Origin of the sequence: Photobacterium sp. WH24, from assembly GCF_019204055.1 — a bacterium.
GTDB classification, from domain to species: domain Bacteria; phylum Pseudomonadota; class Gammaproteobacteria; order Enterobacterales; family Vibrionaceae; genus Photobacterium; species Photobacterium arenosum.
Map to the genome: position 1 here is coordinate 56,361 of NZ_JAGSOZ010000019.1, position 25,290 is coordinate 81,650.

At 52.2% G+C, this 25,290-nt stretch carries 21 protein-coding genes and 1 riboswitch; of the genes, 11 read left to right on the forward strand and 10 right to left on the reverse strand.

The features are described 5' to 3' along the window. Window position 1: 1 nt before the first annotated feature. A complete protein-coding gene (gyrB, locus tag KCG43_RS18400) occupies window positions 2-2,413 on the forward strand; it encodes a DNA topoisomerase (ATP-hydrolyzing) subunit B (protein WP_192017653.1) in 2,412 nt (803 codons plus the stop codon). Between the two features lie 95 nt (window positions 2,414-2,508). Here gyrB and KCG43_RS18405 read toward each other — a convergent pair whose 3' ends face one another. After that, window positions 2,509-4,077, reverse strand: coding sequence for an AMP-binding protein (locus tag KCG43_RS18405; protein ID WP_218386736.1), 1,569 nt, complete (start codon window positions 4,075-4,077; stop codon window positions 2,509-2,511). A 76-nt stretch (window positions 4,078-4,153) separates the two neighbouring features. Continuing rightward, on the reverse strand, window positions 4,154-5,890 hold the full coding sequence (locus KCG43_RS18410; RefSeq protein ID WP_218386739.1) for an acyl-CoA dehydrogenase family protein: 1,737 nt from the start codon (window positions 5,888-5,890) through the stop codon (window positions 4,154-4,156). 156 nt (window positions 5,891-6,046) lie between these two features. Here KCG43_RS18410 and KCG43_RS18415 point away from each other — a divergent pair, with 156 nt between their 5' ends. From KCG43_RS18415 to KCG43_RS18425, 3 genes are all read left to right on the forward strand, one after another. Then, complete coding sequence (locus KCG43_RS18415; protein WP_218386740.1) at window positions 6,047-7,072, forward strand: AraC family transcriptional regulator; 1,026 nt, start codon at window positions 6,047-6,049, stop codon at window positions 7,070-7,072. 222 nt (window positions 7,073-7,294) lie between these two features. Further along, window positions 7,295-7,768: a small heat shock chaperone IbpA gene (gene ibpA, locus KCG43_RS18420; RefSeq protein WP_192017657.1), complete on the forward strand. Its 474-nt coding sequence runs from the start codon at window positions 7,295-7,297 to the stop codon at window positions 7,766-7,768. 203 nt (window positions 7,769-7,971) lie between these two features. Next, window positions 7,972-8,577 (forward strand): GNAT family N-acetyltransferase, encoded by a 606-nt coding sequence (locus tag KCG43_RS18425; RefSeq protein ID WP_330872809.1) that lies wholly within the window; start codon window positions 7,972-7,974, stop codon window positions 8,575-8,577. Between the two features lie 99 nt (window positions 8,578-8,676). Here KCG43_RS18425 and KCG43_RS18430 read toward each other — a convergent pair whose 3' ends face one another. Next, window positions 8,677-9,927 carry a valine--pyruvate transaminase gene (locus KCG43_RS18430; protein ID WP_218386741.1) on the reverse strand — a complete coding sequence of 417 codons (1,251 nt, stop codon included), beginning with the start codon at window positions 9,925-9,927 and terminating at the stop codon, window positions 8,677-8,679. A 458-nt stretch (window positions 9,928-10,385) separates the two neighbouring features. Here KCG43_RS18430 and KCG43_RS18435 point away from each other — a divergent pair, with 458 nt between their 5' ends. Next, entirely contained in the window at window positions 10,386-11,666 is a 1,281-nt protein-coding gene (locus KCG43_RS18435; protein WP_218386742.1) for a DUF1835 domain-containing protein, read from the forward strand. 191 nt (window positions 11,667-11,857) lie between these two features. Here the strand turns inward: KCG43_RS18435 and glyS are convergent, their stop codons facing one another. Together glyS and glyQ are read right to left on the reverse strand one after the other, a co-directional pair. Continuing rightward, window positions 11,858-13,930 (reverse strand): glycine--tRNA ligase subunit beta, encoded by a 2,073-nt coding sequence (gene glyS / locus KCG43_RS18440; protein WP_218386743.1) that lies wholly within the window; start codon window positions 13,928-13,930, stop codon window positions 11,858-11,860. A gap of 9 nt (window positions 13,931-13,939) precedes the next feature. After that, window positions 13,940-14,851 (reverse strand): glycine--tRNA ligase subunit alpha, encoded by a 912-nt coding sequence (gene glyQ, locus KCG43_RS18445; RefSeq protein WP_027251759.1) that lies wholly within the window; start codon window positions 14,849-14,851, stop codon window positions 13,940-13,942. A gap of 276 nt (window positions 14,852-15,127) precedes the next feature. Between glyQ and KCG43_RS18450 the strand changes: the two genes are divergently transcribed. Together KCG43_RS18450 and KCG43_RS18455 are read left to right on the forward strand one after the other, a co-directional pair. Then, on the forward strand, window positions 15,128-15,820 hold the full coding sequence (locus KCG43_RS18450; protein ID WP_192017661.1) for an OmpA family protein: 693 nt from the start codon (window positions 15,128-15,130) through the stop codon (window positions 15,818-15,820). A gap of 94 nt (window positions 15,821-15,914) precedes the next feature. Beyond that, window positions 15,915-16,062: riboswitch (yybP-ykoY riboswitch) on the forward strand. A 43-nt stretch (window positions 16,063-16,105) separates the two neighbouring features. After that, on the forward strand, window positions 16,106-16,663 hold the full coding sequence (locus KCG43_RS18455; protein ID WP_218386744.1) for a TMEM165/GDT1 family protein: 558 nt from the start codon (window positions 16,106-16,108) through the stop codon (window positions 16,661-16,663). Window positions 16,664-16,760: 97 nt separating this feature from the next. Here the strand turns inward: KCG43_RS18455 and tusA are convergent, their stop codons facing one another. Beyond that, on the reverse strand, window positions 16,761-17,009 hold the full coding sequence (gene tusA, locus KCG43_RS18460; protein WP_192017663.1) for a sulfurtransferase TusA: 249 nt from the start codon (window positions 17,007-17,009) through the stop codon (window positions 16,761-16,763). 136 nt (window positions 17,010-17,145) lie between these two features. Between tusA and KCG43_RS18465 the strand changes: the two genes are divergently transcribed. Beyond that, complete coding sequence (locus tag KCG43_RS18465; protein WP_027251764.1) at window positions 17,146-17,328, forward strand: hypothetical protein; 183 nt, start codon at window positions 17,146-17,148, stop codon at window positions 17,326-17,328. A gap of 127 nt (window positions 17,329-17,455) precedes the next feature. Here KCG43_RS18465 and KCG43_RS18470 read toward each other — a convergent pair whose 3' ends face one another. The 4 genes from KCG43_RS18470 to KCG43_RS18485 form a co-directional block, all read right to left on the reverse strand. Continuing rightward, window positions 17,456-18,439, reverse strand: a complete 984-nt coding sequence (locus KCG43_RS18470) for an MDR family oxidoreductase (RefSeq protein WP_218386745.1) — start codon at window positions 18,437-18,439, stop codon at window positions 17,456-17,458. Window positions 18,440-18,588: 149 nt separating this feature from the next. After that, on the reverse strand, window positions 18,589-19,758 hold the full coding sequence (gene fadA / locus KCG43_RS18475; RefSeq protein WP_192017665.1) for an acetyl-CoA C-acyltransferase FadA: 1,170 nt from the start codon (window positions 19,756-19,758) through the stop codon (window positions 18,589-18,591). 17 nt (window positions 19,759-19,775) lie between these two features. Beyond that, window positions 19,776-21,938 (reverse strand): fatty acid oxidation complex subunit alpha FadB, encoded by a 2,163-nt coding sequence (fadB, locus tag KCG43_RS18480; RefSeq protein ID WP_192017666.1) that lies wholly within the window; start codon window positions 21,936-21,938, stop codon window positions 19,776-19,778. 123 nt (window positions 21,939-22,061) lie between these two features. Further along, window positions 22,062-22,307, reverse strand: a complete 246-nt coding sequence (locus KCG43_RS18485; protein WP_218386746.1) for a hypothetical protein — start codon at window positions 22,305-22,307, stop codon at window positions 22,062-22,064. Between the two features lie 126 nt (window positions 22,308-22,433). Between KCG43_RS18485 and KCG43_RS18490 the strand changes: the two genes are divergently transcribed. The 3 genes from KCG43_RS18490 to hemG are packed head-to-tail and all read left to right on the forward strand — an operon-like array spanning window position 22,434 to window position 25,079. Then, window positions 22,434-23,066 carry a YigZ family protein gene (locus KCG43_RS18490; RefSeq protein WP_192017667.1) on the forward strand — a complete coding sequence of 211 codons (633 nt, stop codon included), beginning with the start codon at window positions 22,434-22,436 and terminating at the stop codon, window positions 23,064-23,066. 20 nt (window positions 23,067-23,086) lie between these two features. Continuing rightward, window positions 23,087-24,544 carry a TrkH family potassium uptake protein gene (locus KCG43_RS18495; protein ID WP_192017668.1) on the forward strand — a complete coding sequence of 486 codons (1,458 nt, stop codon included), beginning with the start codon at window positions 23,087-23,089 and terminating at the stop codon, window positions 24,542-24,544. Window positions 24,545-24,554: 10 nt separating this feature from the next. Continuing rightward, a complete protein-coding gene (hemG, locus tag KCG43_RS18500) occupies window positions 24,555-25,079 on the forward strand; it encodes a menaquinone-dependent protoporphyrinogen IX dehydrogenase (protein WP_218386748.1) in 525 nt (174 codons plus the stop codon). Window positions 25,080-25,290 lie beyond the last annotated feature (211 nt).

Genomic DNA, 25,290 nt, shown 5'->3' on the forward strand with positions numbered 1-25,290 from the left:
AATGTCCAACAATTACGATTCATCAAGTATCAAGGTATTAAAGGGTCTTGATGCGGTACGTAAGCGTCCGGGTATGTACATCGGCGATACGGATGACGGTACAGGTTTGCACCACATGGTTTTTGAGGTCGTCGATAACTCTATCGACGAAGCTCTTGCTGGTCACTGTGAAGATATCGTAGTCACGATTCATGAGGATGGCTCGGTCTCTGTCAGCGATGATGGTCGTGGTATCCCGACAGACATGCACCCGGAAGAAGGGGTGTCCGCCGCTGAAGTTATCATGACAGTCCTGCACGCCGGCGGTAAGTTCGACGATAACTCCTATAAAGTGTCCGGCGGTCTGCACGGGGTAGGTGTGTCGGTCGTGAACGCCCTGTCTGACAAACTGGAACTGACTATTCATCGCCACGGTCATATTCACCAACAGATTTATCACCTGGGTGAACCTCAGGCACCGCTGGGTGTGGTGGGCGACTCGGATCGTACCGGTACCCGAATCCGCTTCTGGCCAAGTGATACCATCTTCACCGATACCACTTTCCATTATGAGATTCTGGCAAAGCGTCTGCGCGAATTGTCTTTCCTGAACTCAGGTGTCTCTATCAAGTTGAGCGATGAGCGTGACGGCAAGCAAGACCACTTTATGTATGAAGGTGGTATCCGTGCGTTCGTTGAGCACCTTAACCGTAATAAAACGCCTATCCACCCGAAAGCCTTCCACTTTGCGTTTGAACGTGAAGACGGCATTTCTGTTGAAGTGGCGATGCAGTGGAACGACAGCTTCCAGGAAAATATTTACTGCTTCACCAACAACATCCCGCAACGCGATGGTGGTAGCCACCTTGCCGGTTTCCGTGGTGCGTTGACCCGTACCCTGAACAATTTCATGGATGCCGAGGGCTACACCAAGAAAGCCAAAGTGGCGACTTCTGGGGACGATGCCCGTGAAGGCCTGACCGCTGTGGTGTCGGTGAAAGTGCCGGATCCTAAATTCTCCAGCCAGACCAAAGATAAGCTGGTTTCAAGCGAAGTGAAACCTGCTGTTGAATCGGCCATGGGTGAGAAGCTGAGCGAGTACCTGCTGGAAAACCCGGCTGACGCCAAGATTGTCTGCGGCAAGATTATTGACGCCTCCCGTGCCCGTGAAGCGGCGCGTCGTGCCCGTGAAATGACCCGCCGTAAAGGCGCACTCGATTTAGCCGGCCTGCCGGGCAAATTGGCCGACTGCCAGGAAAAAGACCCGGCACTGTCTGAACTCTACATAGTGGAGGGTGACTCGGCCGGTGGTTCCGCCAAGCAAGGCCGAAACCGTAAAAATCAGGCGATTCTGCCGCTGAAAGGTAAGATCCTGAACGTAGAAAAAGCCCGTTTCGACAAAATGCTGTCGTCACAGGAAGTTGCTACGCTGATCACGGCCATGGGCTGCGGTATCGGCCGCGACGAGTACAACCCGGACAAACTGCGTTACCACAGCATTATCATCATGACAGATGCCGACGTCGATGGTTCGCACATCCGTACGCTGCTGCTGACTTTCTTCTACCGTCAGATGCCTGAGCTGATTGAACGTGGTCACATCTACATTGCCCAGCCGCCACTGTACAAAGTGAAGAAAGGCAAACAAGAGCAGTACATTAAAGATGATGAAGACATGAACCAGTTCCAGGTAGCCCTGGCGCTGGAAAATGCTTCTTTGTTCACCAGCGACAGTGCACCGGCCATTTCGGGTCTGGCACTGGAAACCTTGGTGAAGCAATACAATGGCGCGGTGAAACTGATCGAGCGGATGAGCCGTCGTTACCCGACATTGCTGCTCAATGAGCTGACTTACCAGCCGCGTCTGGGTGAAGACAAACTGGCGGATCAGTCGCAGGTGGAAGCCTGGGTCAAAGGGGTGGTTGACGCCCTGAACAGCAAGCAAACCGGTGAAAGCCACTACGGTTATGAAGTGTTCCAGGACCCGGAACATAACGCCTGGCTGCCTAAGATTGTTGTGCGTACCCACGGTGTCGACTACCAGTATCCGCTGAGCTACGATCTGCTGCACTCGAAAGAGTACGCTAAGCTGGCTGACTTGTCTGAAGCACTGTGCGATCTGCTGGAAGAGACAGCCTATGTCCAGCGCGGAGAGCGTAAGCAGCCGGTTGACAGCTTTAAGACAGCGCTGGAGTGGCTGATTAAAGACTCGACCCGTGGTCTGAGCCGTCAGCGTTACAAAGGACTGGGTGAGATGAACCCGGATCAGCTGTGGGAAACCACCATGGATCCGAATTCGCGTCGCATGATGCAGGTCACTATCAATGATGCAGTCGCAGCTGATGAGCTGTTCACTACACTGATGGGCGATCACGTCGAACCGCGTCGCCAGTTCATTGAAGAGAATGCCCTGAATGCGAACCTGGACGTGTAACCAGTCCGCCGTCAGTTGCTGATAATAACCGTGTACTAATATAAGAACGCCGCTCATCACTGAGCGGCGTTTTTTTATGCTGGTTATCCCCTTAATCAGGCCGTGCGCAGTTCACGGCGCAGAATTTTACCGACAGTGGATTTGGGTAATTCCTGATGAACTGAAATATGTTTGGGCACCTTGTAGCCCGTCAGGTGTTCGCGGCAGAAGGCGATGATGTCGGCTTGGTCTAACCGGGCGGAAGTGGTGATGTGCGCGTGCACCGCTTCGCCGGTTTTCTCATCCGTTTCACCCACCACAGCCGCTTCGACAATGTGTTCATGGCGACACAGCACTTCTTCAATCTCGTTTGGGTACACATTAAAGCCGGACACTATGATCATGTCTTTGAGTCTATCGACTATCTTGATGTAACCATCTGGCGCAATGAAACCCAGGTCGCCGGTTTTGACGAAACCGTCTACCAGCACCTTGGCGGTTTCATCCGGACGCTGCCAGTAACCCTGCATAACCTGCGGGCCTTTGATCACCAGCTCGCCCACTTCTCCCTGAGGCAGCGGCCGGTTATTCTCGTCCCAGACTTCAACCACAGTGTTAATCAGCGGCACTCCGACACTGTTGATTTGTTCGCAGTCGAAGTTGTTGAGTGTCGATACCGGCGAGGTTTCTGTCAGCCCCCAGCCCTCGGTGATGGTGCAGCCAGTGATGGATTGCCACAGCTCGAACGCTTTGCCTGTCAGGGCTGCGCCGCCGGAAAAGGTAATTTTCAGGGAGCTGAAATCCAGTTTTCTGAATTCCGGGTGCTGGCATAAGCCGACAAACAGGGTGTTGATACCGGCAAAACCGCTGAAGCGATTCGTTTGCAGGGTGTTGATGAAGCCTTCTATGTCCCTTGGGTTCGGGATCAGCACGTTTTGCGCGCCCAGATAGAATAGTCCCATCATGTTCACCGTAAAGGCATAGATGTGGTAGAGCGGCAGTGGACAGATAAAGGTTTCCTCGCCCGGCGTGCCTTTTTGCAGAATGCGGTGACTCATCTGTGCAGCGTTGGCCAGAATGTTGCCATGGCTCAGGCAAGCCCCTTTAGCCACCCCGGTTGTGCCCCCAGTGTATTGCAGTACAGCGATATCATCCGTGCCGGCCGTATTCGGGCGCAGGGCAGCTTGTTCTTTGCCGCTGGCGATCGCTGCATTCAAGGCAATGTACTGATGACCTGCCTCGGCACTGTTTGTCAGCAGATCGGTTGCCGCGGTGACCAGGACATTTTCCACCGGTACCTGATCGCAGATGGCTTCATACTTGGGTAACAAATCTTCCAGAATAATCAGTGCTTTCACACCGGCATCGCTGAACTGGTGCTGCATTTCCCTGGGCGTGTAGAGTGGGTTGGTATTGACTACGACCAGTCCGGCGCGGATCGCGGCATAGGCGGTAATCGGATACTGAATAATGTTAGGCAGCTGAATGGCAATGCGATCACCGGCCTGCAGCCCGCTCTGGTGCTGCAGCCATTGGGCCAGATGCCGAGAGCGCTGCTCAATATCGCTGTAGGTCAGGGTTTGTCCCAGACAGTGAAAGGCTGGATGATCGGTATAGCGGGCAAAACCGTCTTCCAGAAAATCCGCCAGGTTGGTAAAGCTGTTCAGGTATTGGTATGCATCCATGATGTGCTCTCTTCTTGTTCCGTTCAGGGGGTGCCTCCGCGTCTTGACGGAGGCTTATTGTTATAGGGTGGGTGGTTCAGATTTTGGCCAGTGCCCGTTCCACGATGGATTTGGCATCAATGTCTGCCGGCAGAGTGCCGAACTGGAAATAATGATCGGATAAGCGCGCCTGGGTGAAGGCCTCGGCAATGTGAGGTTCGCCATAGCTGAACAGAGTCGCGGCCTGCCAGATCAGCGCCAGCTGCTCCATCATTTGCCGGGCACGGAGCTCAATGTTTTCCGTGCTGGCAAATTCGGCTTTCAGTTGTGCCAGCTTGCGGTCGAACAGCGGGTGCTTACCTTGTGCCTGGTCAAATTCGGCAAACAGGGCGCTAAAGGTATCGGGTTCACGCTGCAGCACGCGCAGCAGGTCGAGGCACTGCACATTGCCTGAGCCTTCCCAGATCGAATTGACCGGCGCTTCGCGATACAGCCGGCTGGCAATGTTCTCTTCGACATAGCCCACACCGCCAATACACTCCATGGCCTCGGCGGTATGCTGAATCGCCCGCTTGCAGATCCAGTATTTACCGATGGCCGTTGCACTGCGGATCAGGGCTGCTTGTGTGCTGTCCTTGCTGTTATCCAGCGCATGAGCAATGCGCATGGTGATCGCCAGTGCCGCTTCTGCTTCCAGTGCCAGATCGGCCAGCACATTGATCATCAATGGCTGGTCATGAAGATTGCGGCCGAAGACGCTGCGGCCTGAGGTATGCCAGATCGCTTCTTTGGCGGCCTGGGCCATCAGTGCGCTGGACCCTATCATGCAGTCGAAGCGGGTGAGGGCGACCATGTCTATGATGGTACGGATACCGCGGCCTTCCTCGCCAAGCAGCCAACCGTGCGCGCCGCGAAACTCGATTTCAGAGCTGGCATTGGATTTATTGCCCAGCTTGTTTTTCAAGCGTTGAATTTGCATCGGGTTTTTACTGCCGTCTTCGCGCCAGCGTGGCACCAGAAAGCAGGACAGTGTCTCGCCGGTTTTGGCCAGGACAAGAAATGCATCGCACATAGGTGCGGAGCAGAACCATTTGTGACCGATCAGGCTGTAGAGTTTACCCGGCCCGGCGTCAGCGACCGGGGTTGCCCGTGTGCTGTTCGCCCGGACATCCGAGCCGCCCTGTTTTTCTGTCATCGCCATACCTATGGTGACCCCGGCTTTGTCGAAATAGGGCTTGTTAGTGCCGTCATACACAGTGGCTGTGATTTTCGGCAGCCAGAGTGCTGCAACGTCAGGCTGGTGCTGCAGGGCTGGCACACAGGCAAAGGTCATGGTCAGCGGGCAGCCGGAGCCGGGATCGGCCTGGTTGTGCATAAAGGCCAGTGCCGCCCGGGCAACGTGGGCACCGGCTTTGGGCTGTGTCCACGGCAGGCTGGTATGGCCGTTTTCGATCGCGTGCGCCATGAGCTGGTGGTAAGCCGGATGGTAATCGACCTGATCAACCCGGTACCCGAAGCGGTTATGGGGCTGAAATTCCGGTAAATGTTTATTGGCCAGAAAACCGGCTTCCTGCAATTCATGGCCAATATGATGACCAAAACTCGACAATCGGCTGTTTGCCCAGTCCCCGGAAAACCGGGCTACCCAATATTTCAATATGCTGTCAGAGTCATATGTATTGTAGTGTTCTAAGGGTTTTGGCTGGTTCACTACTGTGTGAGTATCCTGGCTGGTGGCCGGGTTGAAAGGTTCCATATTCGGCTCTCTTTGGTTAGAAGGGTTCAGAGTGTCCTGTTGATCTGCTATGGGTTTGGCGAGCATGGCATTCGACATTCCCCGTCAATGCTATTAACATCGCCTTAACATGGACTTTATACGAGCAGCCATGTTTGGCTATGTCTGTTCACGCCAATTTATTGTTGATCTGCGCAATCGGCAGCTGTGATGACATTTCTGGGAGGCAAACCGCATTAGAGCGGGGCAGTATTGATGGAAGGCTATTACTCGACCCTGAGCAGTTGGATGATCCCCATCGCGAAAGCGATGCAACATTACGGACTGGATATGGAGCAGGCCCTGCACGAGTGCGGTCTCGACATCCGTGAACTGCAGAACCAGGAAGTGCGGGTCTCAATCCGTAAATTGTCGGCACTGATAGATTATTGTAATCGTTTTTTACCCGAGCAGGATTTTACTGTTCAGATTGCACGGTATTTTCATCCCGGTGTTTTTCATATTCTGGGCTACGCCATGATGTCGGCGGATACGCTGGAGGAGGCGCTGTTGCAGCTTGTCGCCTACAACAGTGTGGTCTGTGACATCAGTAATCTTCAATTAATCGAGAACCCGGATACTCTGGTACTGGATGTCGCTTTGGTGGCCAGGAATGAAGAACAGTCTGTGCTGATGCGCCGCCAGGAGCTGGAAGCTTTTATGGCTATGGTGGTCAGTTTTGCGCGTGATGTGGTTGATGCCGATTTGAAACCGGCTTATGTCACGTTCCAGTTTTCTCCGCCGGCAGATCAAGGGCACTACCTGACCGCATTCTTCCAGTGCCCGGTCAGCTTTGGTCAGGCGCGTAATTTGCTGGCGTTTGACAGTGGTGCCGCCAGGCAGCCATTGCTCAGTGGCAACCCGACGATAAGGACAGGCCATGAAAAGATCCTCAACGAATTTCTGGCTCGTATCGATCGCCACGATCTGGTGCACCAGGTGAAGTGCAAAATTCTTGAACGGCTCTCACTGGGCGCACCGAGCCAAACCCAAGTGGCTGCTGCGTTAGGGATGAGTGTGCGTAATTTGCAGCGTAAACTCAGCGAGCTTGGCACCAGCTATACGCAGATACTGGAACACAGCCGCAAAACCTTGGCGCTTGACTATATGCGTCGGCAGGATTTCTCCTTAAGTGAAATTGGCTATTTGGTGGGCTTTGCCAGCGATGCCAATTTTCACCGCGCGTTCAAGCGCTGGACAGGGCAGGCACCGGGCGAATACCGTCGTCAGTTGCTGGCCTGACACCTTGTCATCTTCCTTGTCCTTGTCTTGGGGCGAGCTGTCGTTGTGAACCGGCCCCGACAATTTTTTTTCAATTCTCCCTTGAAGCCAATCCAGATGCCCTTATATCTATTGGTGAAGCAGGAGGTGCCAGACACTGGGCCTTCACAGGTTTGTCCACGAGGAAAACCCGCTTCATGACTGACTTTCGTAATAGTATTGCTTCATAGAAGGATAGTGATTATGCGTACCTTAGATTTTACTCCTCTGTACCGTTCTGCCATTGGTTTCGACCGTCTGTTCAACCAGATGGAGCAAAACCTCAATAACAGCAATGGCGGATATCCTCCATACAACATAGAGCAGCAGGATGAAAACCACTACCGTATTACCATGGCAGTGGCCGGTTTTTCTGAAGCCCAGATGGACATCAGTCAGCATCAAAACCGCCTGATTGTGACGGGTAAACGTGCTGATGCCGACAACAACCAGGAACAGCGTCATTATCTGTATCAGGGCATTGCTGAGCGCGATTTCGAGCGCAAGTTCCAGTTAGCGGATCACGTAAAAGTGGTGGGTGCCTCGATGGAAAACGGTTTGCTGCACATCGAGCTGGAACGGGAAGTCCCAGAAGAAGAGAAACCGCGTCGCATTGCGATTAACGGACAACGTCTGTTGGGACAAGAAGACTCGGTGGTGAGTCATTCCGCTGAATAAGACTTGTGAAAGTACTGTATGGAAGGTCAGCCTGTGGGCTGGCCTTTTTTATATGTGAGCCAACCTGATGAGAAGCAGGCTATGTTTCACGTGAAACACAGGTGCTATCTCATGATGAAGGTTTCACGTGAAACAATACTTCATTGACGCTTTGGTTAGGATTATCCTCTTCAAGCTGTGATCTATTTTGAAGGAAGAAAAGTGTGGGTAAGGAAACCAAACCACAATTAAACCCGAAACGTCAGCGTGTCAGTGCAGCCTGCCTGCAGCCGTTGTTGCCAGCGAATACACCTGACGGATTGTCCCTCGTTACGGCTGCAGACCACCATGAACGTTTTGTTTTCAAATTAAAGAAAGCCGCAGAACGAGAGGCTGTCACTCAGATCTTTGGATGGGATGAAACCTTACAGTACCAACTGCATCTGTCTGAGTGGCAGGATTGTAAACCCTTGTTGATTCTGATGGACGGAACTCCGATTGGCAGTGTGTTACTGGAAATGATTGCGCCCGAATGTCATTCGAATACCGAACAAGACAGTCGCGATCTCCCTCAAAGTTATTTCAGCCGTTTCTTTCTTTTACCGCAATGGCAGGGACGGGGGATTGGCAGTGCGGTGCTACGGGCAGTGATTGCCTGGTCTGACAAAGCACATCGACCTTGTTGCTTAATGTATTTACAAGGCAATCCAGTGAGCGGTTTATATCGGCGGTTCGGGTTTGAAAAGATCACTGAAGATTCTCAGTTTGTCACCATGGTTTACCATCCGTATACAAAACAACCCTCTGAGCCACCTGTATCTGTGACATAAATTGTGCTGCTTGCAGACGACTCTGTCTGGGTTCAGATGAACAAACAGGGCAGTGAATGCCCTGTGAATTGTCTTTCAACGCTGGGTTCAGTGACACTGTTAGCCTCGCTGATAGGCTTTTGCGATTTCTTCGGCAATGATAGCAATGCCGCGCTGCATCTTTTCATCTTCCTGCACATAGTTCATGCGCAAACATTCATGGCCGTGTTGCCAGTCTTGTTCCAAACCAATGAAAAAATATTCACCGGGCACTATCAGTACCCCTCGTGCTTTCAGGCGTCGGTACAGTTCCATGGTGGTGATTGGCAGCTCTTTAAACCACAACCAAAGGAACATGGCACCTTCCGGTTTGTGGATCCGAAAACGCGGGTCTGGAATGGCTTGTTGCAGCCATTGCACCGCCTGCTGCGATTTTTTGTGATAGTAAGGTTTGATGACAGTTTCACTCAAACGCAATAAGTCGCCTTGCTCAATCATCTTGTTGGCAATTGCAGGGCCGACACTGCCCGGCGCCAGGCTGAGCACACCGTTCATGTTGGCCAGCGCTGTGGTGATCTCTTCACTGGCAATAACGATGCCGCAACGCACGCCGGGTAACCCCAGTTTAGAGAGGCTCATGCACAGGATAGTGTTGCGGTTCCAAAAGGGAGTGACGTCTTCAAAAATGATGTCAGGGAACGGCATGCCATAAGCATTATCTATGATTAACGGGATGTTGTGCTGCTGAGCGAGCTGATCCAAATGACGAATTTCTTCGTCGGTCAGGACATTGCCGGTCGGGTTGGTTGGCCGCGACGCGCAGATAGCGCCCACACTGTCATCTAGGGTCAGGGCGTTGAAATCGACGTTGTACTTGAACAGGCCGTTATCCAGTAAGCTAATCTCCGGCCTATAAGAGATAAACATATCCGGGCTGACGCCGGCATCCCCGTAGCCGATATATTCTGGCGCAAGCGGTAGCAGGATTTTCTTGCGACGGCCATCGGGAAATTCACCAGCCAGCAGGTTGAACAAACTGAAGAAGGCGCTTTGGCTACCGTTGGTCAGGCTGATGTTTTTGCTGCTGATATCCCAGCCGTAACGTTCACTCAGCAGGGCGGCCAGCGCATTAATAAAGGTGTTTTTCCCTTGTGGCCCATCATAGTTTGTCATGGCTGCTGTCAGCTCGCCGCTTTGGTTCAAACTGTTATTGAGCTGGGTAAAGTACTCCACCATAGCCGGTATCTGTGCCGGGTTACCGCCACCTAGCATGATGGCTTCCGGATTACGCAGGCCATCATTCAAATCATCCATTAATTGGGTAATGCCTGAGTAGCGGGCAAATTTGTTACCGAATGTAGAAAACTCCATCTTGCTTCGACCTCAGTGTGTGTCTTGTTGTGATTTTTTTGTGGGTGAGCCAGACAACATACAACAATGATACATACAGTGAAAGTGGCTTTAGTCGCTGCAGTCCCACATAGTGTTCATCATATGTTCCACGTGAAACACAGTCGTAAATCAGGCGTGTCACTTTAAGTTTAGATGAAGCTATCCGGTGAACCGCTGTGGTGGCGACACGGCCCTCAAAGGTGCGAGATGGGAGGGTGATGAGTCGTGTAGTGATGAGTGCGATGCTGAATATTTAGGTGTGTTGATCCCGCGGTTGGTGCTTGCATAATGGGCCGGGTGTTGTAACCTTGAGTGGCGCCTCCTGCTCGCGGAAAGGATAGTATCCAGGGTCACTGGCTTTTGTAACACAGCCGACAACGTATTTCTGCCTTCTCTTCTGTCAGGCGAGCACAGGAGCTAAAGAGAATGGGGAAATCATGAATTCAGACAATGCATTTTCGTTTAACCTGAACTACCTCAAATCCCAGGCTAAGCATCGCCTGAAAGCCATACGCCGCGGCGATCACCATGCCTTGCAATCTGTTAAGCAGTTACATCCGAAACAGGCACAGCTCAATCCGGACAATATTAAACTGGCAGATATCCAATTCGTGATGGCCAGGGAGTGTGGGCTACCCAGCTGGAGCCGCTTGAAACACCATGCTGAAATGCTTGAGCATCACAAACAGCAAATGGCGCAGGGTAGTGAAGCGCTGGATAGGGATCTCACCACATTACACATTCGCTGCGGCCATGATATTGCACAGCGCTTAGAGCTGGCGGGCTTTCATGGTGACTTCTTGCCATTTATTGATCCCTACTGCATGGGGCCGCTTTGCTCAGCGCCCGATTTCGAACGGGAACGCGCTGAATACATCCGGCAGTCTTTACTGAGTGAAATCGGCGATCCGCGCACTACGGATGACATCCTGACTGAGACGGCGGACAAGCTAGCGCAGCTCGCACAACCTGATTATCACCGGCTGGTATTCTGGGTCGAGCACGATAATTACGATCAACTTATGCTGATACGCCTGCTGACGCATGTGGCGACACTGCCGGGTGTGGCTGGCCGTCAGCTTGAGATCATAGAAGTGAATCATTTTCCGGGTAATAGCCGTTTTATCGGGCTGGGCCAGTTACCCGCCGAAGGGTTGAGATCGCTCTGGCAGCACAGACGGCTAGTGGATGCCATTACCTTGGAGAGAGCAAGAGAACTGTGGCAGGGGTTCTGTTCCCCTGATCCTGCGGCGCTGCTTGCCTTGCTCGGTGCCTCCTGGCTGAGCCAGTTCGAAAACATGGCGCAGGTGATACACCGTCATTTGCAGGAGCTGCCGCATCAGCAATCCGGCTTAAGCCTGACTCAGTCGTTGGCACTGTCTGTGTTGTCGGCATCGGGCAAGATGACGGTTGCCGATCTGTTTCGTGGCTATCAAGCGCTTGAGCCGTTACCCTTTTTGGGCGATCTGATGTTCTGGGTATTGCTCAAGCCGTTGCTGCAAGGCAGTCAGCCTTTAATCTGTCTTGAATCATCACCCGGTTCTGCTTCGTGGCAGGAGCAGATTGTCAGTCTGACTGAGCAGGGAAGCTTATGCCTGTCACAGCAGCGCAAGATCGTGTGTAGTGCTTACTGGGTTGGGGGAATCAGAGTCAGCCCCGAACAACATTGGACCTGGGATCATGCATCGCTGTCTTCATTGCATCTGGTTCAAGGTTAGCCGGGTAAAGCAGACAGTATGGCTTGGGCGTTTCACGTGAAACACTCTGTGGCAGCGAGCCGGCTGTCAGGTGTCTGATTCTGGCTGGCAGCTAGTAGGACCTGACAAGACGGGACAAGCAGGTAAAAGAAAGCCCGCTGGTGCGGGCTTTGTGATCAGACTAGAGAGCCTGTGACGCTCATTAATGGCTATCAGTTCTGGAGCAGTGAAATATCTGCCACTTTTAGGAACTGATTACGTAGCTGGTTGAGCATTGTCAGCCGGTTCACTTTCAGGGCTTGGTCATCAGCCATTACCATCACGTTGTCGAAGAAGGCATCGACTGAATCGCGCAGGGTAGCCAGCTCTGAAAGGGCTTGCTGATAATCACCGGCAGCAAAAACAGGGGTCAGTTTAGCGGTAACTGCTTCCACGTTTTTCGCCAGAGCTTTTTCGGCTTCTTCAACCAGTAACTGGCTGTCGATTGCCGCAGGTAACTCACCATCAAATTTCGCCAGGATATTGCCGACACGCTTATTGGCCGCAGCCAGTGATTCCGCCGCGTCCAGAGAGCGGAAATGGCTGACCGCTTTAACGCGCTTATCAAAGTCAGCCGGTGAGGTCGGGCGACGAGCCAAAACGGCCTGAATCACATCAACCGTGTGGCCTTCATCCTGATACCAGGCACGGAAGCGGCCCAGCATGAAATCAATCACATCGGCTTCTACGTTATGGTTCGTCAGCTTATGGCCAAACAGCGCTTTGGCTTTGGCAATCATATCGACCAGATCCAGCTGATAGCCTTTTTCTACCATGATGCGCAGGGCACCCAGAGCGGCTCGGCGCAGCGCGAATGGGTCGTTGGCACCTTTAGGGTGCTGGCCGATACCGAAGATACCTACCAGGGTGTCCATTTTGTCAGCCAGTGCAACCGCCGCTGCGACATCGGAACCCGGCAGGCTGTCGCCGGCAAAACGTGGCATGTATTGCTCGTTGAGCGCCACTGCAACATCTTCGTGCTCACCGTCAAGCCGCGCATAGTGCATGCCCATTACGCCCTGAGTATCGGTAAACTCGAAGACCATGGATGTCATCAGATCGCATTTTGACAGCAGGCCAGCACGCTCTGCGTGTTCTATATCAGCACCAATTTGCTGAGCGATGTAACCGGACATCGCGGTAATACGATCTGTTTTGTCACGCAGGCTGCCCAGCTGTTTCTGGAACAGCACGCTGTCCAGCTCGTGCAGGCGATCAACCAGCGGGCGCTTACGGTCGGTGTTAAAGAAGAATTCAGCATCTGCCAGACGAGGGCGGACGACTTTCTCGTTACCCTCGATAATGTGGCGCGGCTCTTTCGACACTATGTTAGTGACGAAGATAAATTTCGGCAGCAGCTTGCCCGCCGCGTCATAGACAGGGAAGTACTTCTGGTCACCTTTCATGGTGTACACCAGGGCTTCTGCCGGAACGTTCAGGAATTCTTCTTCAAAAGAGGCGGTCAGAACAACCGGCCACTCGACCAGAGAGGTGACTTCTTCTACCAGCTCGTCTTCCAGATCGGCGGTGCCGCCAACGGCAATGGCGGCTTCTTTGGCACCGGCAATGATATGCGCTTTACGGGTGTCGTAGTCAGCGATCACTTTACCGCGCTCTTCCAGGATAGCAGGGTACTGATCTGCATGTTCAATGCTGAACTCTGCTTCACCCATAAAACGGTGGCCACGAATGGTACGCGCCGATTCCACACCCAGAATCGTGCCGGGGATCAGCTCGTCATTAAGTAGCATGACCAGAGTTTTTACCGGGCGGATAAATTGTGTCTCTTTATCGCCCCAGCGCATAGGTTTCGGGATAGGCAGTTTTGCCAGTGCCGCCGCTGCCAGTTCGCACAGCAGTTCGGTTGCGGCTTTGCCTTTGACGGCTTCTTTGTACAGTAACCATTCTCCTTTGTCTGTCTGCAGGCGTTCAGCCTGCTCGACAGTAATGCCGTTACCGCGCGCCCAGCCCTGAGCGGCTTTGGTCGGGTTACCGTCAGCATTGAAAGCAACGCTGATCGCCGGACCGCGCTTCTCGACCACCTTATCAGCCTGGCCTTCTGCCAGTGCGGTGACTTTCAGAGCCAGCCGGCGTGGTGCGGCGTACCATTTGATATGGTCAAAGGCTAATTCAGCCGCGTTCAGTTCCGCCGTAAAGTTTTCGGCAAAGGCTTCTGCCAGGGTGCGCAAGGCTTTTGGTGGCAGCTCTTCCGTACCCAGTTCAATCAGAAAATTCTTGTCAGCCATGCGTGATCCTTACTTGTCTTTTTTACACATCGGGAAGCCAAGTGCTTCACGAGAGGCATAGTAGGCTTCAGCCACTTGCTTGGTCAGGTTACGGATGCGCAGGATATATCGCTGACGCTCAGTCACCGAGATCGCTTTACGGGCATCCAGCAGGTTGAAGGCATGGCCAGCTTTCAGAATACGCTCGTAAGCCGGCAGCGGGAGAGGCTGTTCCAGTTCAAGCAGTGACTTACACTCTTTCTCGCATTGATCAAAGAAGGTAAACAGGAAGTCGACATCAGCGTATTCAAAGTTGTAGGTCGATTGTTCTACTTCGTTCTGGTGGAAAATATCACCGTAGGTCACTTTTCCTAAAGGTCCGTCGGTCCATACCAGGTCATAAACAGAATCGACACCCTGAATGTACATGGCCAGACGCTCGATACCGTAAGTAATTTCACCGGTTACTGGTTTACATTCCAGGCCGCCGACTTGCTGGAAGTAGGTGAACTGGGTGACTTCCATACCATTCAGCCATACTTCCCAACCCAGACCCCAGGCACCCAGCGTCGGGTTTTCCCAGTTGTCTTCCACGAAGCGGATATCATGCACCTGCGTGTCTACGCCCAGCGCTTCCAGCGAGCCCAGGTAAAGTTCCTGAATGTTGTCTGGCGATGGTTTGATGATCACCTGAAACTGGTAATAGTGCTGCAGACGGTTAGGGTTTTCACCGTAGCGGCCGTCGGTCGGGCGGCGTGATGGCTGCACATAGGCGGCCGCAATAGGCTCTGGGCCCAGTGCACGCAGGCAGGTCATTGGATGCGAGGTACCGGCACCCACTTCCATATCCAGCGGCTGCACGATAGTACAACCTTGCTGGCCCCAGTAATCCTGAAGCGCCAGAATCATGCCCTGAAAGGTCTTGATGTCGTATTTTTGCATTGTCAGCTTCGCGAGATCCGTTGATATAAGTAGAAAAGATAACAATCCAGTATACCTTGGGTCGCCTTGAGGGAGTAGGGGCAGCGCACGTTTTTTGCGCATAACAGTATCGAATGTAAATTTTTGTCATCAGGCTTCCGCTATAAGCAGAAACAAGGTAAAAAAATTGACAGGTTTTTGATATCTGCAGTCTCTACTTGACTACAATGCAGCAGGATAATGCTAGCGGAAACGGGCGTTCCGTTCGGCAAACTTACAATTTATCGGGGAAAGAACATGCAACAACATCATTCAACAATGTCACGTAAGTGGGTACGCGCTATCCTTTTGGCCGGTGTTACTACTATGGTAGCTACGGGCTGTACCACAGTTAATCCCTACACGCGTGAAGATCAGACAGCAAAATCAACCAGTGGTGCTCTGATAGGTGCCGTTGCTGGCGCGGCTATCGGTGTGGCCTCTTCGAGTAAAAGCGATCGAGGTAAAGGGGCGCTGATCGGCGCAGCTTCTGGCGCGGCGCTGGGCGGAGGTGTCGGCTATTACATGGATGTGCAGGAAGCAAAACTGCGTCAGCAACTGGAATCAACCGGTATCAGTGTGACGCGTGAAGGCGATCAGATTGTGCTGAACATGCCAAACTCGATCACTTTCGGTGTCGACCAGTCTAACCTGAGCCAGCAGGCGATGAATGCACTGCAAAACGTGGCTTTGGTGGTGAAGGAGTACGATAAAACCCAGCTGAATGTTTACGGTTTTACTGACAGTACAGGGTCTGAATCTTACAACCTGCGCTTGTCTCAGGTCCGTGCCAGTGAAGTCAGTAACTACCTGGTTCGTACGGGCGTAGCGGCGCAGCGTGTTCTGGCGAAAGGTATGGGTGAAGCTCATCCGGTAGCTTCCAATGGCAGCGATCAGGGGCGTGCTCAGAACCGCCGGGTGGAAATTGTCTTAAGCCCGACCGCGTCTTAATCACACCAACAGCATGAGTTCAGGAAGGAAGGGAAGATTAGCTTCCCTTTTTCGTCACTTGATTCCGGGTGCCATTCTGGCTATCATGCCAGCTCCTTTGGGGAGTAGCCTGCCGTTCTGACGGCACAATCATCAACATAATTGAAGCAAAATCTTCATGGTGATTGTGACTGACCATTACTCCGGTCAGTTTGGCGAGACCATAGGCAAATCGACATGAACCGGGGTGGGGCGTGTCAGTTTGTCTTTGGTTAAAATTATAATCCTCGCCCCAATGAGCATGTCGTGAGCATTTTAGCTGTTTCTATTACCACGGTCGCCCTGGCTGAGATTGGGGACAAAACCCAATTGCTGTCATTGTTACTGGCCAGTCGGTACCGTAAGCCTGTTCCTATCATTCTGGCCATTTTCCTGGCGACTCTGGCCAACCATGCTTTAGCGGCCTGGTTGGGCGTGGTCGTTGCTGATTACTTATCGCCTGAGATTTTAAAATGGGTGCTGGTAGTGAGTTTTGTGGTGATGGCGGGTTGGATTCTGATCCCGGATAAACTGGATGACGATGAAACCATTTCAAACCGCGGCCCGTTTATTGCCAGCTTCATTGCCTTTTTTGTGGCGGAAATCGGTGATAAAACCCAGGTGGCAACCACCATGCTCGGGGCAAAATACCATGACGGCCTGATGCTGGTCGTGCTGGGCACCACTATTGGTATGCTACTGGCAAATGTGCCTGTAGTACTGATCGGTAAGCTGTCAGCTGACAAAATGCCATTAGGGTTAATCCGCAAAGTCACTGCTGTACTGTTTGCTGTACTGGCGCTGGGTGCCGCCTTTGGCCTGTAATCCGGTTCGAAGCAGGGAGCGGGCGTCTTATGCCTGCGATTAATGAGATTGTCATAAGGCAGCGTTAGGCTGCCTTACTTATTTTTGTAGCTTGTTGCTATGACTTGCCTTTGCGGATCAGGAAGCGGTATGGCAGTGAGTCTGTTTCCGCCGCCAGCAGCGTATGGTCCATAAACCGGCAAAAGCTGGGGATGTCTCTGGTTGTGGATGGGTCATCGGCCAGCACTAATAGTGTGTCGCCATCTGCCATCCTGCGAATAGTTTTACGCACCATCATGACAGGTTCCGGACAACGCAGTCCTTGTGCTTCCAGATTGTGAGTGGCGGATTCAAATTTCGTGATCATAGTGAAGCCATATCGTAAATGAGAGCCAGATCATACTCACGGATAATAAACAATCAACCGGGGGTTGGCAAAGGTAACAATTATGTGTAACTTAGTTAACAACTTGTTAACCAATTTGTCATCGCGGGAGGTGGAGATGATTACTCAGATGGATAGACTGACTATTTACTGTGTGCTGTGCTTTATCGCTTTCTGCTCTATTGTACTGCGCAATGCAAATGACTTAACTCTCTTTTCGCTGGCAGGCTTAGTGGCCGCGGCGATCGGACTCTGGCTCGAGCTCTCTCATTCTCCTGAGCTTGAAGAAGAGGAAAGCTAACTTTCACATCTACTACACTCCCCAGTTTTCTTGGGCTTCCCCGCTTTTATAGCGGGATTTTTTTTATCCGGGGTACAGAAAAGATCACCCGGCCCGTGTGGCAGACCGGGTGATGAGAGATGGTTTATCAGGACAGTTTTACGAGTGTACGCCCGGTGACCTGACCCTTAATAATGGCTTGGGCAAATTCCGGTACTTGTTCCAGTGAAATGGTTTGTCCTGCTTGCTGATAAAAACTATCCGGCAGCAATTCGCTCAGACGCTGCCATGCCTGCTGGCGTTTTTCATATGGGCAATACACAGAATCGACCCCTAACAGCCGTACATTGCGCAGGATGAAAGGCATCACTGTGGTTGGTAAATCAAATCCGCCAGCCAATCCGCAGGCCGCGACCGCACCGTTATAATCCATTTGGGTCAGTACTTTGGCCAGGACTTTGCTGCCCACAGTGTCGACTGCGCCCGCCCAGCGCTGTTTCTCCAGCGGTTTGGCCGCTTCTTCCAGTTCACTGCGATCAAGAATGGAAGTCGCCCCCAGTTGTTTGAGCAGATCGCCATTTTGCGAAGCGCGACCGGTGACAGCGGCGATGCGATAACCCAGCTTAGCCAGGAGCGTTATCGCGACAGAGCCGACACCACCGCTGGCACCGGTGACCAGAATCTCGCCAGACTCAGGCGTGATACCCGCATCTTCCAGCGCCTGGATACAGAGCATAGCGGTTAATCCGGCTGTACCGATAACCATTGCCTGTTCGGGGTTTAAACCTGCCGGGAGGGGAACCAGCCAGTCGGCTTTCACACGGGCCTGCTGAGCCATGCCGCCCCAGTGGTTTTCACCGACGCCCCAGCCGGTCAGTACCACAGGATCGCCCGCCTGGTAGCGGCTATCACTGGAGGTGATGACAGTACCTGCAAAGTCGATACCCGGCACCATGGGGAATTGGCGGATAATTTTGCCAGCGCCTGTGATAGCCAGGCCATCTTTGTAATTGAGCGAGGAATAGTCGACAGCCACAGTGACATCGCCGTCTGGCAGCTGGCTGCTGTCAATATCACCAACATGAGCTTGGGTGGTGTTATCTTGCTGGTTGAGGATCAGTGCCTTAAACATTACGGTTCTCCGTGCTGGGAATAAGCGTCTGTTTGTGATTGTAATGAGTCAGAGTGTCTCATATCTGAACATAAAACAACTTTTTGTCTGATTATGGATATAAAAAAGCCCGCGACAGGTGCGGGCTTAATCGGTGTTGTGATAACGGATTAGTCGTCGACGCGCTCAAAGATGGTCGCAATGCCCTGACCCAGACCGATACACATGGTCGCCAGGCCGTATTTCACATTCTGATGTTCCATCAGGTTGATCAGTGTGGTTGAGATACGTGTACCGGAACAGCCCAGAGGGTGACCCAGTGCAATGGCACCGCCGTTGAGGTTCACTTTTTCATCCATCGCATCCAGCAGACCCAGGTCTTTGGCGCATGGCAGAGACTGAGCAGCAAAGGCTTCGTTCAGCTCGATCATGCCGATATCATCGATAGTCAGGCCGGCACGTTTCAGCGCTTTCTTCGACGCCGGCACCGGGCCGTAACCCATGATAGATGGATCACAACCGGCTACCGCCATCGACTTGATACGGGCACGAATACGCAGTCCCAATTCTTTGGCTTTGCTTTCGCTCATGATCAGCATAGCTGAAGCACCGTCAGACAGGGCAGATGATGTACCGGCTGTCACTGTGCCGTTAGCCGGGTCGAAGACAGGACGCAGACCTGCCAGACCTTCAACTGTGGTTTCAGGACGAATCACTTCATCAAAGTCGAATACTTTCAGTATGCCGTTCTCGTCATGACCTTCGGTGGGCAGAATTTCATTTTTGAAGCGGCCTTCAACGGTAGCGGCATAGGCGCGCTGGTGAGAGCGTGCAGCAAATGCATCCTGTTGTTCACGGCTGATGCCGTGCATACGGCCCAGCATTTCAGCAGTCAGGCCCATCATACCGGCAGCCTGAGCCACAGATTTTGACAGACCAGGGTGGAAATCCACACCATGGTTCATCGGCACGTGACCCATGTGTTCCACACCGCCGACCAGGCAGATCTCGGCATCACCCACCATGATGGCACGGGTGGCGCTGTGCAGTGCGTCCATAGAAGAACCGCACAGGCGGTTAATTGTGGTGGCGCCTACAGTGTGCGGGATACCTGCCAGCAGTGCTGCGTTACGGGCAACGTTGAAGCCTTGCTCCAGGGTCTGCTGGACACAGCCCCAGTAGATATCTTCAATGGCCGTTGGGTCAACCTGAGGGTTACGCTCCAGCAGACCTTTCATCAGGTGTGCTGACAAATCTTCAGCACGTTTGTTACGGAAAGCACCAGCTTTTGAACGCCCCATAGGGGTACGGATGCAATCAACAATTACGACGTTATTCATGTGTGTGTTCCTCGTCCTTAAGCGTTTACTGGTGCGTTGTAATAGCTTTCGCCTTTAGCGGCTTTGTCACGAAGACCGGCAGGGACTTCGTAAACAGCACCCAGATGCGCGAATTTTTCTGCCATTGCGACATAGTTCGCCAGGCCGATTGAATCCAGGTAACGGAACACCCCGCCGCGGAATGGAGGGAAGCCCAGGCCGTAGACCAGCGCCATATCCGCTTCTGCCGGTGTGGCGATAATGCCTTCTTCCAGACAACGCACTACTTCGTTAATCATAGGAACCATGGTACGGGCGATGATGTCTTCATCACTGAAATCAGCGGCACGGCTGACAACAGGAGCCAGCAGCTCAGCCACTTCTGGCGCCAGATCTTTCTTCGGCTTGCCTTTTCTATCGACAGAGTAGGTATAGAAGCCTTTGCTGTTTTTCTGGCCCAGACGCTGGCTTTCGAACATCACGTCGACCGCATCTTTGTAGTCTTTACCCATACGCTCCGGGAAGCCTTCTGCCATCACAGCCTGTGCATGGTGCGCGGTGTCGATACCGACAACATCCAGCAGGTAAGCCGGACCCATTGGCCAGCCGAACTTCTTCTCCATGACTTTATCAACTTTGGTGAAATCAGCGCCGTCACGCAGCAGCAGGCTGAAACCAGCAAAGTATGGGAAAAGTACGCGGTTGACGAAGAACCCTGGGCAGTCGTTGACCACGATAGGGGATTTGCCCATTTTGGCCGCGTAAGCCACCACGCGCGAAATGGTCTCTTCCGAGGTGTGCTCACCGCGGATAATTTCAACCAGTGGCATGCGGTGTACAGGGTTGAAGAAGTGCATGCCGCAGAATTTTTCCGGGCGCTTCAGCGATTTCGCCAGCAGGTTGATTGGAATGGTAGAAGTGTTCGAGGTGATCACAGTGTCGTCGCCGACACGCTCCTCCACTTCCGCCAGCACTGCTGCTTTCACCTTCGGGTTTTCAACCACAGCTTCAACAATCACATCGGCTTCTTCAATGCCTGCGTAATGCAGCGTGGGCTGGATAGACGCCAGGATTTTGGCCATTTTCAGGCCGTTCAGCTTACCGCGCTCCAACTGCTTGTTCAGTAGTTTAGAGGCTTCATTCATTCCCAGATCCAGTGATGGCTGAGCGATGTCTTTCATGACAACCGGTACGCCTTTCAATGCAGACTGGTAGGCAATACCGCCGCCCATAATACCGGCACCCAGAACGGCTGCGCGTTGGGTGTCTTTGCCTTCTTTAGCAGCTTGCTTCGCTTTGCCTTTGATGTACTGATCATTGAGGAAGATACCGACAAGCGCTGGGGCGACGTCACTTTTTGCCAGTGCCACGAAACCTTTATTTTCAACTTGCAGGGCTTCATCACGGCTCATGCCAGCGGCTTTTTCAATACACTTAACGGCAGTGATTGGGGCAGGATAGTGAGGACCGGCAACTTGCATCACCATGCCTTTGGCCATAGTGAAGCTCATGGTCGCTTCAATTTTGTTCAGTTTTAGTGGCGCTTTTTTCTGCTCACGGCGTGCTCGCCATTCCAGCTTGCCGGCAATGGCATCTTTCAGCATGGTCAGCGCTGCGTCACGCAGGGTCTCAGGTGCCACAACGGCATCCACAATCCCAAGTTTTAAGGCTTCGTCGGCTTTTTTGGCTTTGCCGCCAGCGATGATGTCCATGGCCGGGTCGGCGCCAATCAGGCGAGGCAGGCGTACGGAGCCCCCCCAGCCAGGCATGATGCCCAATTTGGTTTCTGGCAGGCCTACCAGCGCAGTATTGTCTGCAACGCGCATGTCGGTTGCCAGCACGCACTCACAGCCGCCACCCAATGCAAAGCCGGTAATGGCGGCAATGGTCGGTACTGGGATGTCTTCCAGGCGGTTAAAAATGACATTGGCTTCTGCCAGCCAGCTGGACAGAACGTCCGCGTCTTGGGTCATGATGTCAGGAAACTCGGTGACGTCCGCACCAACAATAAAGGCGGATTTACCGGAAGTCAGGATTACGCCTTTCAGTTCATTTTGCTGATACAGCGCGTTGATAGCTTCACTGAGGTTTTCCAGGGTCTTGCGATCAAGCTTGTTGACGCTGCCTGGCGCATTGAAGTTGATTTCCGCAATACCATCTTCCAGATAGCTTACGGATAGGGTTTCACCTTGGTAAATCATGTTCTATCTCCGTGAATACCGGTTCATTGCCGGTTTGATTTTGACTGGTTTGGCCTCCAACCAGGTTAAAGATTAGTCTGAACCTGTTGCAAAGGGATTTCAACACCTATTTTAAACAATTGTTTAAACTTTGATATTGGTATGTAACTGAAGTTGTTTTACGTAGCTTGTGTTTGACTTCTCCGTAGATTCCTCGGCATCGGTATTGTTTTTTTTGTGTTTTATATCAATTATTTGTGTGATTGGTTGGCAGTGTGCCACCATGCCTTCTCGGTAAGCTTTCATCCATGTATAGCTCATGAAAGTGATAACAATGGCGTTACCTGTTGAAATTTGTGCGGGCTGTGGCGAGCGATCGGCCAAACTCACTTTCATCACCAGAATGGAAAAGCATGCTTGATAGACGGCGATTCGGCTCTTTGTTGTTCGCTGTGAATCTGTGAGCGCGTTTATGCTATTCTTGCGCCTTTGTATGGCGTGATGTGAGCAGGCAAAATGGATCAGGCTCCTTATCTAATACCAGCGGAACCCGTTGTTTTCGAACAAGAGATCAAAAAAAGCCGCTTCATTACCTATTTAGCCCACACATCTGGTGTGGAGGCGGCGAAAGCCTTTGTTCAGAGTATCAAATCACGGCATGCAGATGCTCGTCACAATTGCTGGGCTTTCGTGGCTGGTCGCCCTGAAGATTCCATGTCATGGGGGTTCAGTGATGACGGCGAGCCCTCCGGAACGGCGGGTAAACCTATGCTGGCCCAGCTCAGTGGCAGTGGGGTCGGTGAAATAACCGCTGTTGTCACGCGGTACTACGGCGGTATCCGGCTGGGTACGGGCGGATTAGTGAAGGCGTATGGCGGCGGGGTGCAGCAGGCGCTTGCTGTGCTCATCACTAAAGAAAAGGTCATTACTTCACCACTTTATGTCCGCTGTGCGTATAATCAGGTGCCTTTACTTGAGGCTGTGATCGCTGAGCATCATGCTGAAGTACAGCGCGCTGATTACGGGGTTGATGTCACTATGGACATTCTGCTCGATGCTCGCTTAGCCGAAACATTCAAGGCAGTGCTGATCAATCGCAGTGGCGGCCGGATTGTGATTCAGGACGCAGACAATATTTTGAAGAATTAAAAGTGAGCGCCCGCTAGATTATGCAAATTCGTTCCATTATCCGTATCGTTGGCCTGTTACTGGCGCTATTTAGTGTCACTATGCTGGTACCGGCCCTTATAGCCTTGCTGTACCGTGACGGTGCGGGTTTCCCTTTCGTGGTGACATTCTTTATTTTGCTGGCGGGTGGGGCGGCACTCTGGCTGCCTAATCGCCATCAAAGGCGAGAACTGAAAGCCCGTGACGGATTTTTGATTGTTGTGCTGTTCTGGACAGTTATCGGCAGCGCCGGTGCTGTGCCCTTTATTTTGTCTAAGACACCGGATCTTTCTTTTACTGATTCTTTTTTTGAGTCGTTTTCCGCACTGACTACCACGGGTGCCACCGTCATTGTGGGGCTTGATGAATTACCTAAAGCCATCTTGTTCTACCGACAAATGCTACAGTGGTTTGGTGGTATGGGGATCATTGTGCTGGCCGTGGCCATCTTGCCTGTCTTAGGCATCGGTGGTATGCAGCTTTACCGGGCTGAAATCCCGGGACCGGTCAAGGACAGTAAGATGACGCCCCGTATTGCTGAAACGGCCAAGACACTCTGGTATATCTATCTGACACTGACTGTTGCCTGCGCCGGAGCTTTCTGGGTGGCAGGGATGGATCTCTTCGATGCCATAGCACACAGCTTTTCGACCGTCGCTATTGGTGGCTTTTCGACGCACGATGCCAGTATCGGTTATTACAACAGTACTGCCATTAATATGGTCACTGTGGTCTTTCTATTGATCTCCGCCTGTAACTTTTCATTGCACTTTGCGGCGTTTTCCAACCGTGGCCATAACCTGCGGACCTATTGGCGGGATCCCGAGTTCAAGGCTTTTCTCGTGATACAGCTGATCCTGCTGTTGATTTGCTATGGCATGCTAATGAAGCACCAAACCTATGACACCTGGTGGGCAACGCTGGATCAGGCGCTGTTTCAAACTGTGTCTATCTCAACGACAGCCGGTTTTACCACAACCGGTTTTTCTGAATGGCCGCTTTTTCTGCCTGTATTGCTTCTGTTTTCTTCCTTTATAGGGGGGTGTGCAGGATCGACGGGGGGCGGGATTAAAGTGATTCGTATACTGCTGTTGTTTTTGCAAGGCGTCAGGGAGCTCAAGCGCCTTGTGCATCCCCGTGCTGTGTATACCATCAAAGTAGGCAACAAGGCCTTGCCGCAGCGTGTGGTAGATGCGGTTTGGGGATTCTTCTCCGCCTATGCTTTGGTGTTTGTTATTTGCATGCTGGTTCTGGTCGGGACGGGAATGGATGAGCTGACGGCATTTTCGGCAGTCGCTGCCACCCTCAATAACCTGGGCCCGGGGTTAGGGCAAGTTGCCGTTCATTTCGGGGAGGTGAACGACGCAGCGAAGTGGACATTAATCGTGGCCATGCTGTTTGGGCGTCTTGAAGTTTTTACTTTACTGGTGTTATTCACCCCGACATTCTGGCGAAACTAAGGAGAAGTGTGTGGAGAAGGTTTTATTGCTGCACTCCAGTTGTGACGGTCAAACCATCAAAATCTTACGCTATATAGAGCAGCAGTTAGGCGGGCACTATCTGTGTGAGACCCAGGATATTCATCAGTCACCTGAGATTGACTTCACTCGCTATGATCGAGTGTTGATTGGTGCTTCCGTTCGATATGGCCATTTAAATAAAAAGCTGTACCAGTTTGTAGAGCAGAATCAGCAAGCTCTGGATAAACATAAAACGGCTTTCTTCTGCGTAAACCTGACCGCGCGTAAATCTGGCAAGGATACGCCGGAGACCAGCGTCTATGTGCAGAAGTTCCTGCAAAAATCGCCTTGGCACCCCAAACTCTTGGAGGTATTCGCCGGAGCGCTGCGTTATCCGCGCTACAACTGGTTTGACCGAACCATGATTCAACTCATTATGCGGATGACAGGCGGGGAAACCGATACGACAAAAGAAGTTGAATATACGGATTGGGACAGGGTTAGTGCTTTTAGCCGGGCATTCAAGCAACTTTAGTGGCTAAAAAGAGGTGCTTTTGGTGAGCTTTTGTTCGAAAAACAATAAAATCAAAAAAAACCTGAAAATGCGCTTGCGCCCTGAATTAAAGTCCCTATAATGCCGCCTCACTGAACGGGGTTACGGCAAAGAAAGCTGAAAACCAGAGGTTCACAGGAAAGTTGTTCTGAAATAGATTGAGAAAAGTGTTTGACACTGTTTTTCATTTCGA